We start from the raw sequence: 11747 nt of genomic DNA, 5'->3' as shown, positions 1-11747 counted from the left end.
TGGACCGGAACGTGTATTCTGTTTGTAGGTGATGGAAAATGAAAATCATTCATTATTCTTATAGAAAACACGGCAGAATTGAATTTTGGTTTGATAAGTGGCCGAATTCACCCGTTGTTTTCATTCCCATTAAAGAATACTATTTTATTAGAGTTGTAAAGTGGAGTGAGCTCGATCCGGTCGTTACCAGAGATGACCTTGGCAAGATGGAGCTGATTGTCAATCAATACCTCGGACGAGAACAATACTACTTGCAGCGCAAATATTTTGATAAGAACCAGCTGGGGCTGCCTAAATAATAGGCAGCTTTTTGTCTGTTATTTTAGATAAACAGCCGATCCTATCTTAGAAATGATTTTCTGATCATCAGCTAGCGGGAAAGCTCCCTGGTTTTCTCTGCCTGCCTTCCTGTAAACATATAAATATCTGTAATCCAGTCTTGTAACCTGTGAAAGCAGATAGGCAGTCTGAACGGCTCCCTCTTTCCGATATTTATTCAATGAAGCGATAATTCCTTCTGCATCTTTAATTCCAATTCCATGACCGTAATAGAGATCATGTCCCATATCGATTGCATTTTCTCCGCGCCACTGAGGCTTTTCAGGATCAAAATCCGGGTTTTTAAAATATACACAGTCACCCGGCAAAAAATCGTTTCCCCTTCTTGTAAAAACGCCCAGATCATCATCGTAATGCCAGTCATAGAGAATCATTCCGGCAAATAGCCGATTGAAATGACGCTCTTCAATGATCTCAAGCACCGCTTTGTAAAATACGGCCACAATGGCGGTCGCGCATTCAAAGCCATAAAGCTTCCCGTTTGCATAAAGATCCCTGATCCCTTCGGACGGCGGAACTCCCTGCTTTATGACAATCGCCCCTTGACTTGTCAGATTCCACAGTACCGGGTTGCAGCGGGAATATGCAAAGGTGGTGAACTTTACGCCGCTTTGATACAAAGCTGTTGCCGCTTTTACAATTTCAATTCTTAAGTCCAATTCGAATTTTAGCTGATTAAAATGTTCATAGGAATAAACTTCTTCATACTTTACCATTAAATCCAGGATCTCTTTTTGCTCGCCGGTTAATATGGATGTATTTAATATATTATTGCTTTGATAAGCATTCTGTATTTTAATCACAGCAATCATTCGCCTCCCAATATGAAGCTGATTTAATAATTTATGAGGGAACCCTGAGAGTTGGAACCCCTGATGAATATTTCCTGAAGGATCAACATATGATGAATCAAGTCATCTGTGTCAGTAATTCCTACTTGACTGATTGGAATAATTGCATTATATTTTATTAAATAATAAAGGAAAATGTTAGGGGGAGAAAAAGTGTCATCTATTTTAGTTATTATTAATATAGCGGTGCTGCTTGGTCTTATCTTTTTATTATTTTTTATGCAGAAAAAACATGTATCGTTTTCAAAACGTGTATTTTCTGCACTCGGTTTGGGAATTATTCTCGGGTTTGCTTTTCAATTTATTTATGGACCGGAAAATGAGGTACTGCTTGAATCGATTGACTGGTTTAATATTGTTGGAAGCGGCTATGTAAAGCTTCTTCAAATGATTGTAATGCCGCTTGTTTTCATTTCGATTCTGGCAGCATTTACGAAGATGAAATTGTCAAATAACATCGGTAAAATAAGTGTTCTTATTTTAGGAATTCTTGTTGGTACGACTGCAATTTCTGCTGCAATTGGCATTGGCACTTCTCTTGGCTTTAATTTAGAAGCTGTCCAAATTGAGCAGGGTGAGGCAGAAACAGCAAGAGGGGAAGCTCTTGATGCAACTTACACTGAGATTCAGGATCAGACATTCCCTCAAAAAATCCTTGAATTGCTGCCTGGAAATCCATTTCTTGATTTTACTGGAGCACGTCCGACATCAACGATAGCGGTTGTAATTTTTGCTGCAATCTTAGGTCTGGCATTCTTAGGTGTTAAACGGAAAGAACCGCAGCATGCAGAGTTATTTGCAAACATAGTTGATGCATTTTACGCCATCATCATGAGGGTCGTCACGCTCATTCTTCGACTTACTCCTTACGGCGTGCTTGCCATCATGACAAAAACAGTGGCTTCAAGTGATCTTGATTCCATCTTAAAACTCGGGAAATTTGTCCTAGCTTCTTACGTTGCGCTGCTTATTATGTTTATCATTCACTTGCTGCTGTTAACACTTGCTGGACTTAACCCAATCATATATGTTAGAAAAGTACTTCCTGTATTGACGTTTGCTTTTACTTCACGTACGAGCGCAGGAACGCTTCCTTTGAATATCAGCACACAAACTAAGAAACTCGGTGTACCAGAGGGAATCGCAAACTTTGCAGGATCTTTCGGTCTTAGCATCGGACAAAATGGCTGCGCAGGCATCTATCCTGCAATGCTTGCAGTTATGATTGCACCGACAGTCGGCATCGACCCTTTAAGTCCTTCTTTCATCTTTACATTAATTGCGGTGGTTGCCATCAGTTCATTCGGAGTTGCCGGAGTTGGCGGAGGGGCTACATTTGCCGCAATCCTTGTCCTCTCAACCATGAATATGCCAATTGCTTTGGCAGGTCTGCTTATATCAGTTGAACCTCTTATTGATATGGGACGTACGGCATTGAATGTCAGCGGAAGCATGACAGCTGGAGTTTTAACTGGAAAAGTGACAAAAGAATTAGATGCAGATACGTATAATAATAGCGGCTCATCACAATTGGAGCTGGAAGCTTAATAAAAAAAGCAGTTAGCTACTGAAAAGCTTCAGTCTAACTGCTTTTTATTTTACAGAGCCGATTGCGATGGCATAGTTATCCGAAAGAACTTGTTCGATTCTTCTATAAAAATCCTCATGACATTCAATCACTAAAACTACTTCTGTTTCTTTCATTTTAGACCGAAGCTTAACCTTTTTCTTTTTTATCACCCGATAATAGAATAAATTGAGAAGAAATCCAAGCAAGAGTCCGCTGCAAGCTCCGATCAGGCCCCAATAAACCGGCCCCCACGCTAAACGGAACCCAATGCTTACGCCTATTACAGCAAAAGCGGTCGCGAGTGCAGCGCCTGTATCAAACAAACTGATTCCATCAGAGTGATGAATCGAATCCATTAGTTTCATTGAATCGTCTGTTGTTTGTAATGAGACGGCCAGTATCCTCTCTTTTGGTATTCCTTCTTGTTCCATTTGAGAAATGGCCAGTTCTAGATATGTGGAGTGATCAAACGTAGCAAAAACTTGCAATAGATATCGCCTCTCAAACCCTGTCTGGAAATTTAACACGGTATTGCTGATAATTTTTCACCAGAAAATTTCTCTGCTCATCAATAAAAAGTTTATTATTCTCAACCGTATTTATATAAGCATCATAGGCCGCAAAACCGTACACAGAAGGCACAAACATCAGCCATGAAGGATTCAGAATATCTGTAGCATGCTGTACTTGCCCCAAAAATAAATAATGAACGGCAAGCAGGCACTTAGAATAATAAACAAAAACAACCGTCCATATCAAAGCGAAAAAACCTGTAATGAGGCGGTTAATATAAAGCTGCCCTGTTCCCGGCATCAGAAAAGACCAAATGACGGCCATTCGGGGGTTTCTTTTATCTAAATAATTGATTTCCACAGCCCCTATTGAAAACGTATTGAAGGGGGCATTTTCCCGTTCAGCAAGCAGAAAAACACGATTAGAATCAATCGTAGTCCGGTAACTGTCCCAGATTGCAAATATGTAAACAGGAATATAAAGAAGAGTCCAGCGGTAATCAAGTGCATCCCGTGCCTTGTCAATTTCTCCGCAAAAAGAGTAAACCATGGCGATGTTTAAATGAGATTGCATATTAATAAATACTTCCCATACAAATAAAAGCAGTCCTCTTGAATATTTTGACAGGAGCAGATGTCCAAATCCCGGAAGGGCTGCAGACCACCATGCAATAATGTACGGGTTTCTCAAATGAAATTGTGTCGTTCCAAACATGCTTAAATGAGCTTTATACCGTCTGTACTGATTGGCGCCTGAATAATTATCCATCTTTTTTCCTGCTGCTTTCTATATATTGATATGCACCTTATCATTTCCTTTTTTATGGAAATACATGCGGAGAGTACACGAAGTTTCAAATTTAAACTTTTATGAGGGAAAATGTATAATAAAGGATAGCACGCAAGCATGCAGGATAGGAGACAGAATGAGATGACTTTACAAAAGACAGGTAGCAGCTGGCGGGTATTCTTTCAGCTGATACGAAATACAAAGCCTTCAAAGATAAGAATGGCAATTGCAGGTACGCTCAGCGTTTTATCCACAGTTGTCGGTCTGGTCATCCCATTGTTCACGAAGAATTTAATTGATGATTTCAGCTTTGACAAATTCGGCAGTATACATATTTTTCTGCTGATATCAGCTTTCATAGCACAGGCCATTACAAGCGGGGTTTCGATTTACCTGCTCAATCATGTCGGTCAGCATGTCGTTGCACGATTAAGGGAAAGACTTTGGAAAAAGCATATCCACCTTCCTGTTCGATTTTACGACGATCATAAAACCGGTGAAATGATCAGCCGGATGACAAATGATACGGCCATTTTAAAAGGTTTAATTACAGATCATATTACAAACTTCTTTACAGGAATCATTGCCATAATAGGATCCTTCGGCATTCTCCTTTATCTGGACTGGAAAATGACGTTAATCATGCTTGCCTTAATTCCTCTCTCCATTCTGATACTGCTTCCGCTGGGAAGAAAAATGTACAAAGTCTCTAAAGGTCTTCAGGATGAAACGGCGGGCTTTACAGCGTTATTAAGTGAAGTATTATCTCATGTCCGATTGGTGAAATCCTCCAATGCGGAACATAGAGAGTACAGCTCAGGGAAAAGCGGAGTTGGCCGCCTTTTTCAATTTGGTCTGGCAGAAGCAAAAATTCATGCATGGATTGGCCCGTTAATCTCACTTGTGATTATGTCGCTCCTCGTAGTGATCCTTGGCTACGGAGGCTTAAGAGTTCAAGCCGGAGTTCTGTCCTCAGGAGATTTGATTGCTTTTATTCTTTATCTCTTTCAGATTGTCATTCCAATGACTCAATTTACGGCTTTTTTTACACAGCTGCAAAAAGCAATGGGTGCTTCTGCGCGGATCATTGAAATTCTTGAAGAAGATGAGGAAAACCTTCACTCAGGCAAGGAAGTAGAGAACATTCACCAATCGATCCGATTTAAAGAGATTGATTTTGCCTACAAAAAAGAAGAGAAAATTTTAAACAAGGTTACTCTTGAGATTAAGCGGGGTCAGACCACGGCTATTGTCGGACCGAGCGGAAGCGGAAAAACAACGCTGTTCTCATTAGTTGAACGTTACTACTTGCCGACAGGAGGAGCTATATTTCTTGGGGATGAACAAATAGACAGCTTTACCCTTGCTTCGTGGAGAGAGCAAATTGGGTACGTTTCTCAGGAAAGTCCCATTACATCAGGCACAATTAAAGAAAATATCTGTTATGGATTAACAAGAGAAGTGACGGACTCAGAAATAGCCAAAGCAGCGAAGATGGCCTATGCGGATCAGTTCATTGAAGAATATCCTGCCGGCTATAATACTCAAGTAGGAGAACGGGGTGTTAAACTCTCAGGTGGACAGCGTCAGCGCATCGGTATTGCCAGAGCGCTTATAAGGGATCCTAAAATTCTCCTTCTCGATGAAGCAACCTCAAGCCTTGATAGCCATTCTGAAATTGTTGTTCAAAAAGCACTGGGAAACTTAATGTCCGGACGAACAACGATCGTCATTGCCCACAGGCTGTCCACAGTCATTGATGCTGATCAGATTATCTTTTTGGATAAAGGAAGAGTCACCGGAACAGGCACACATTCGGAACTGCTCGAATCTCATCCGATGTACAGGGAATTCGCGGTTCAGCAATTAAAGCTGAATGATATAAGGTTAAATGAGACTGTCTGATTTTGATCAGATGGTCTTTTTTTGCTGTGAAAAGATGTTTGCTGGAAAAGGAAAGACACCCTAAAATAAGAAAAATCCGAGTTTTGGGTACTCATAGACCGGTTATGACACCCTAAAGTGGTAAAAATCCGAGTTTTGGGTACTCATAGAGTTCGTATGACACCCTAAAGTGGTAAAAATCCGAGTTTTGGGTACTCATAGACCGCGTATGACACCCTAAAGTGGTAAAAATCCGAGTTTTGGGTACTCATAGAGTTCGTATGACACCCTAAAGTGGTAAAAATCCGAGTTTTGGGTACTCATAGACCGCGTATGACACCCTAAAGTGGTAAAAATCCGAGTTTTAGGTACTCATAGAGTTCGTATGACACCCTAAAATGAGAAAAATCCGAGTTTTGGGTACTCATAGAGTTCGTATGACACCCTAAAGTGGTAAAAATCCGAGTTTTGGGTACTCATAGAGTTCGAATGACACCCTGAAATGAGAAAAATCCGAGTTTTGGGTACTCATAGAGTTCGTATGACACCCTGAAATGAGAAAAATCGAGTTTTAGGTACTCATAGACCGCGTATGACACCCTAAAGTGGTAAAAATCCGAGTTTTGGGTACTCATAGAGTTCGAATGACACCCTGAAATGAGAAAAATCGAGTTTTAGGTACTCATAGAGTTCGTATGACACCCTAAAGTGGTAAAAATCCGAGTTTTGGGTACTCATAGACCGCGTATGACACCCTAAAGTGGTAAAAATCCGAGTTTTGGGTACTCATAGAGTTCGTATGACACCCTAAAGTGGTAAAAATCCGAGTTTTGGGTACTCATAGACCGCGTATGACACCCTAAAGTGGTAAAAATCCGAGTTTTAGGTACTCATAGAGTTCGTATGACACCCTAAAGTGGTAAAAATCCGAGTTTTGGGTACTCATAGACCGCGTATGACACCCTAAAGTGGTAAAAATCCGAGTTTTAGGTACTCATAGAGTTCGTATGACACCCTAAAATGAGAAAAATCCGAGTTTTGGGTACTCATAGAGTTCGAATGACACTCTAAAATGGTAAAAATCCAAGTTTTGGGTACTCATAGAGTTCGAATGACACCCTGAAATGAGAAAAATCCGAGTTTTGGGTACTCATAGAGTTCGTATGACACCCTAAAGTGGTAAAAATCCGAGTTTTGGGTACTCATAGACCGCGTATGACACCCTAAAGTGGTAAAAATCCGAGTTTTGGGTACTCATAGAGTTCGTATGACACCCTAAAGTGGTAAAAATCCGAGTTTTGGGTACTCATAGACCGCGTATGACACCCTAAAGTGGTAAAAATCCGAGTTTTAGGTACTCATAGAGTTCGTATGACACCCTAAAATGAGAAAAATCCGAGTTTTGGGTACTCATAGAGTTCGAATGACACTCTAAAATGGTAAAAATCCAAGTTTTGGGTACTCATAGAGTTTTTATGACACCCTGAAATGGTAAAAATTCGAGTTTTGGGTACTCATAGAGTTCGAATGACACTCTAAAATGGTAAAAATCCAAGTTTTGGGTACTCATAGAGTTTTTATGACACCCTGAAATGGTAAAAATTCGAGTTTTGGGTACTCATAGACCGCGTATGACAACTTATTTAGGAGATCTGGAAAATAAAAAGAGCAAATCAGAGGATTCTTGACTATTTTTGATTGAATGATAGAATTAATGATTAATAATGATTGTTTTTGAAAGTTTTTGATTGATTTATGAAAGGGCTTACGTTAGAATGATTTCAAGGAAAAGATTTTAGGCAATTAGAACGATTAGCTGGAGGGTACTGAATGATTACACCAGAACGGCACCGGATCATAATTAAGGTCCTGGGTGAAAAACAGGTCGCAACGATACAGGAATTAGTTGATGCTACTTCTTCTTCAGAGTCAACCATCCGAAGAGATTTAAGCCAGCTTCAAAAAGAGAAAAAATTAAAACGTGTTCACGGCGGAGCTTCTCTTTTTCATCAAAAGGGTGAAGAGCTCAGTGTCATTGAAAAGTCCTTACAAAATGCTGCTGAAAAAGAACGGATTGCCAAATTTGCAGCAGATCTTGTGAAAAACGGAGACAGCATATACATTGACGCAGGTACGACAACCATGCAAATGATTCCATATTTAAAAGACAAAGAAATAACGGTCGTCACAAATGGCGTTTCACATCTCGAAATGCTGCTTGAAAATCAGATCCCAACCTACCTGATTGGAGGCATTGTAAAGCCGAAAACAAGAGCGCTTGTAGGCAGTGGAGCACAGTCAGGAATCAACGCATACAGATTTGATAAATGTTTTATGGGTGTGAACGGCATTCATCCGGAAGCAGGCTATACAACACCGGACCCGGAGGAAGCAGCAATCAAGAGGCTTGCCATCACCCTGTCTCAAGAAGCATTTATTCTTGCAGATGATACGAAATTCAATGAAATTTCGTTCTCTAAAATTGCCGGCCTGCACGAAGCAGCGGTAATTACGAACGAACTGGATGAAGACACAGCTTATGATATTAAAGAAAAGACAGAGATAAAGGTTGTGACAGCATGATTTATACATGTACGCTGAACCCTTCCATCGATTATGTCGTGGAGGTAAACGATTTTAAAGAAGGGCACCTCAATCGCACGGATAGCGCAAGCGTTTTTCCGGGCGGGAAAGGAATCAATGTTTCAAGAGTTCTGAAGCGGCTGGGAACAGAAAGTACAGCACTTGGCTTTGCAGGAGGATTTACAGGCCAATTCATTAAAGAGTTCCTCTCAACAGAGGGAATTACACATGATTTTATCAGTGTTTCAGATCAAACGAGAATTAACGTCAAGCTTAAATCAGTTAAAGAAACAGAAATCAATGGCCAGGGTCCAGAGATTACAACTGAGCAGAAGCTTGAGCTGCTCGGGAAAATCGATGAATTGCAGGCTGAGGATGTACTCGTTTTAGCAGGGAGTATTCCATCCGCTCTTGACGAAAGCTTTTATAAAAAAATAGCAGATAAATGCTTGAAAAATGGTGTGAAAGTTGTCATTGATGCATCAGGTAATGCATTAAGAAGTACATTCCCAAGCAATCCCTTCCTGATCAAGCCGAATCATCATGAATTAGGGGAGCTATTCGATACAAAGGTCAGCAGCGCCCAAGAAGCTGTTTATTATGGGAAGAAGCTGCTTGAAGAGGGCGTGCAGAATGTTATTGTTTCAATGGCTGAAAAAGGGGCCATTTTCATTAATCAGCACGTAGCTTATTTTGCCAATGTACCATCTGGAGAGGTAAAGAATTCAGTTGGTGCAGGAGATTCAGTTGTTGCCGGCTTTATTGCAGGATTCAAACAGCATGGAGATTTTAAAAAAGCCTTTAAGCAGGGCGTTGCAACCGGAAGCGCAACTGCTTTTTCAGAAGATCTTACTACAAAAGAGTTTGCAGCTGAGCTCATTAATGAAGTAAATGTCAATGAGATTTAGATATTCATTGAAGGGGGAAGAAAAATGAAGATTACAGATTTATTAACAAACGATACGATTATCCTAAACTTGCATGCAGAATCAAAAGCGGATGTTATCGACGAAATCATTGAGTCACTTGATCGGGCAGGCAAGCTAAAAAATAAAGAAGAGTATAAAAAAGCGATTTTGGCCAGGGAAGAGCAGAGCACTACAGGAATCGGAGAAGGGATTGCCATTCCTCATGCAAAAACAAGTGCAGTGTCAGTACCTGCAATAGCGTTTGGCCGCTCTGCAGAAGGAATAGACTATGAATCTCTCGATGGCCAGCCTGCTCATCTATTTTTCATGATTGCAGCTTCTGAAGGAGCAAACAATGAACATTTGCAAACGCTTTCCAGACTTTCAAGTTTTGTAATGGATCCGGCTTTTAAAAAGAAGCTTGAAGAGGCCGCTTCAAAAGCAGAAGTTCTTGCTGCTGTTGATCAAAAAGAAAAAGAGACGGAAGCAGAAGAAGAACCTGCATCATCCTCTTCAGGCAAGAAAATTCTTGCTGTCACAGCATGTCCCACTGGAATCGCACACACATATATGGCTGCAGATGCCCTGAATGCAAAAGCGAAAGAGATGGGCGTAAGCATCAAGGTTGAAACAAATGGATCCGGCGGAATTAAAAATGGTTTGTCAGCTGAAGACATTGCAGAAGCCGAAGCAATTATCGTAGCTGCTGACAAACAGGTGGAAATGGATCGTTTCGCAGGGAAGCATGTCATTCAGGTGCCTGTTGCCCAAGGAATCCGAAAGCCTCAAGAATTAATTCAAAAAGCGCTGGATCAGGATGCGCCTGTTTATAAAAGCAGCGGTGAGAAGAAAATGGCTGACTCACCTAAATCAGGAAGAAGCGGTTTTTATAAGCATCTAATGAATGGTGTTTCGAACATGCTCCCGTTTGTCGTGGGCGGAGGAATCTTGATTGCGATTTCCTTTATCTTTGGAATTAATGCCGCAAATCCAGATGATCCATCCTACCACCCAATCGCAGAAGCATTAAGCACAATTGGCGGAGGCAATGCCTTTTATCTCATGATTCCGGTTTTAGCCGGGTTTATTGCGATGAGTATTGCGGACCGTCCGGGATTTGCACCAGGTATGGTCGGTGGTCTTATGGCAGCTACAGGGGGAGCAGGTTTCTTGGGCGGATTAATCGCCGGTTTCCTTGCGGGTTACTTAGTTGTCGGACTTAAGAAAGCATTCAGCGGGCTGCCGAATTCTCTTGAAGGCATAAAGCCTGTACTGCTTTATCCATTGTTCGGTATTTTACTGACAGGTCTGATCATGATGTTTATTGTCATCGAGCCAGTTAAAGCATTGAATGATGGATTAACGGTTTGGCTTAAAGGAATGGGAACTGGAAACCTTGTGCTGCTTGGATTGATTTTAGGCGGAATGATGGCAGTTGATATGGGAGGTCCAATCAACAAAGCGGCCTTTACATTTGGAATTGCGATGATCGACGCAGGCAACTTTGCACCGCATGCAGCCATTATGGCTGGCGGAATGGTGCCTCCGCTTGGTCTTGCTCTCTCAACAACTTTCTTTAAAAAGAAATTTACAAAAGCAGAGCGGGAAGCAGGGAAAACAAATTACGTCATGGGAGCATCTTTTATCACAGAAGGAGCCATTCCATTTGCAGCAGCTGACCCGGCACGTGTTATCCCGGCCGCGGTTATCGGATCTGCAGCAGCTGGAGCGCTTACGATGATTTTTGGCATTGGACTTCGCGCACCTCATGGCGGGGCATTTGTTATCCCGATTGTTGATGGAAATCCATTGTTATACATTGCAGCAATCCTGATCGGATCACTGATCACAGCTGTCATGGTAGGATTTATGAAAAAAGAAGTAAAAGAATAAATGTATGGCATATTCACTTGATGAATAGGCCATTCTTACATGGAGCCTCTATTTTTGTTATAATAAGGATTATCTGCTTAATTGCTGGGAGGAACGACTATGACAGATCACATCTATTACGATTTTTGGTATTTGAAATCAGAAGAAATCAAGCTAGACGGTTCTGATACAGGAGCTGTAGCTTATGAAATCGGCATCAATGTGTTTGCTGATGAAGAATTTGATCACCTTTTGGATGATGTCCGGATCTCTGGATTGAATAAAGAAGAGATGCTGAGTTTTGATGTGCTAAGCACTGATCGGTTATTTTCAAAGCTTGAAGAAGAAGGTCTTCACAGTGTCTTCCGTGATATAAAAACAGCCGGCTTTTATTTTGTGATGGGAGAAAAAGTATCTGTCAGCAAGGATAGTTAAGAA

10 protein-coding genes are annotated in these 11747 nt (G+C 41.1%); 7 read left to right on the top strand and 3 right to left on the bottom strand.

Going from position 1 to position 11747, the window contains the following annotated elements; translation table 11 throughout:
* Positions 1-38: 38 nt before the first annotated feature.
* On the top strand, positions 39-299 hold the full coding sequence (locus LIT25_22205; protein USK33216.1) for a hypothetical protein: 261 nt from the start codon (positions 39-41) through the stop codon (positions 297-299).
* 18 nt (positions 300-317) lie between these two features.
* Here LIT25_22205 and LIT25_22200 read toward each other — a convergent pair whose 3' ends face one another.
* Positions 318-1142, bottom strand: a complete 825-nt coding sequence (locus LIT25_22200; protein ID USK33215.1) for a protein-glutamine gamma-glutamyltransferase — start codon at positions 1140-1142, stop codon at positions 318-320.
* A 201-nt stretch (positions 1143-1343) separates the two neighbouring features.
* Between LIT25_22200 and LIT25_22195 the strand changes: the two genes are divergently transcribed.
* The gene (locus LIT25_22195) at positions 1344-2738 is read left to right on the top strand and encodes an L-cystine transporter (GenBank protein USK33214.1); all 1395 of its coding nucleotides are present in this window, start codon (positions 1344-1346) and stop codon (positions 2736-2738) included.
* Positions 2739-2783: 45 nt separating this feature from the next.
* Here LIT25_22195 and LIT25_22190 read toward each other — a convergent pair whose 3' ends face one another.
* Positions 2784-3248, bottom strand: a complete 465-nt coding sequence (locus LIT25_22190) for a hypothetical protein (GenBank protein USK33213.1) — start codon at positions 3246-3248, stop codon at positions 2784-2786.
* A 13-nt stretch (positions 3249-3261) separates the two neighbouring features.
* Positions 3262-4041 (bottom strand): hypothetical protein, encoded by a 780-nt coding sequence (locus LIT25_22185; GenBank protein ID USK33212.1) that lies wholly within the window; start codon positions 4039-4041, stop codon positions 3262-3264.
* A gap of 162 nt (positions 4042-4203) precedes the next feature.
* Between LIT25_22185 and LIT25_22180 the strand changes: the two genes are divergently transcribed.
* The 5 genes from LIT25_22180 to LIT25_22160 all read left to right on the top strand — a co-directional run bounded on the left by LIT25_22180 (position 4204) and on the right by LIT25_22160 (position 11744).
* Positions 4204-5967, top strand: coding sequence for an ABC transporter ATP-binding protein/permease (locus tag LIT25_22180; protein USK33211.1), 1764 nt, complete (start codon positions 4204-4206; stop codon positions 5965-5967).
* Between the two features lie 1809 nt (positions 5968-7776).
* Positions 7777-8529: a DeoR/GlpR family DNA-binding transcription regulator gene (locus LIT25_22175; GenBank protein USK33210.1), complete on the top strand. Its 753-nt coding sequence runs from the start codon at positions 7777-7779 to the stop codon at positions 8527-8529.
* Entirely contained in the window at positions 8526-9437 is a 912-nt protein-coding gene (gene pfkB, locus LIT25_22170; GenBank protein ID USK33209.1) for a 1-phosphofructokinase, read from the top strand. The genes LIT25_22175 and pfkB overlap by 4 nt, the downstream gene beginning before the upstream one ends.
* 24 nt (positions 9438-9461) lie before the next feature.
* Positions 9462-11330 carry a fructose-specific PTS transporter subunit EIIC gene (locus tag LIT25_22165; GenBank protein USK33208.1) on the top strand — a complete coding sequence of 623 codons (1869 nt, stop codon included), beginning with the start codon at positions 9462-9464 and terminating at the stop codon, positions 11328-11330.
* 99 nt (positions 11331-11429) lie between these two features.
* Positions 11430-11744, top strand: coding sequence for a hypothetical protein (locus LIT25_22160; GenBank protein USK33207.1), 315 nt, complete (start codon positions 11430-11432; stop codon positions 11742-11744).
* The last annotated feature ends 3 nt before the right edge of the window (positions 11745-11747 follow it).

Origin of the sequence: Bacillus sp. F19, from assembly GCA_023823795.1 — a bacterium.
In the GTDB taxonomy this organism is placed as follows: Bacteria; Bacillota; Bacilli; order Bacillales; family Bacillaceae; genus Bacillus_P.
The sequence above is the reverse complement of the archived record's forward strand: the minus strand, read 5'-3'. Positions and strand labels throughout refer to the sequence as shown.